This is a genomic window from Cohnella baijiui (genome assembly GCF_020731285.1).
Lineage (GTDB): Bacteria > Bacillota > Bacilli > Paenibacillales > Paenibacillaceae > Cohnella.
This window is the reverse complement of record NZ_JAJFOW010000440.1, coordinates 1-221: the sequence shown is the minus strand read 5'-3', so window position 1 is coordinate 221 and position 221 is coordinate 1. Positions and strand designations below refer to the sequence as shown.

Here is a 221-nt window from a genome sequence, read left to right as displayed (position 1 = left end):
CAAGTGGCGTCTATGGGTCTGCTCTATGAAAAACCGGAAGCAGAATCATACGAGAAAGCGAATGAATTGCTTATACAGATGGGGTGTCAGGGAATGGAGAACCGCACATATGAGACCTTATCGCAAGGAGAGCGGCAGCGCGTCTTAATTGCGCGAGCTTTAATGGCGTCACCGAAGCTATTGATTCTCGATGAGCCGGCGACAGGACTGGATATTTTTGC

General features: G+C 49.3%; 1 protein-coding gene. It reads left to right on the top strand.

Annotated features, from left to right (window positions below):
• On the top strand, positions 1–221 hold a 221-nt coding region (locus tag LKX83_RS33300; protein WP_227887583.1), incomplete at both ends, for an ATP-binding cassette domain-containing protein.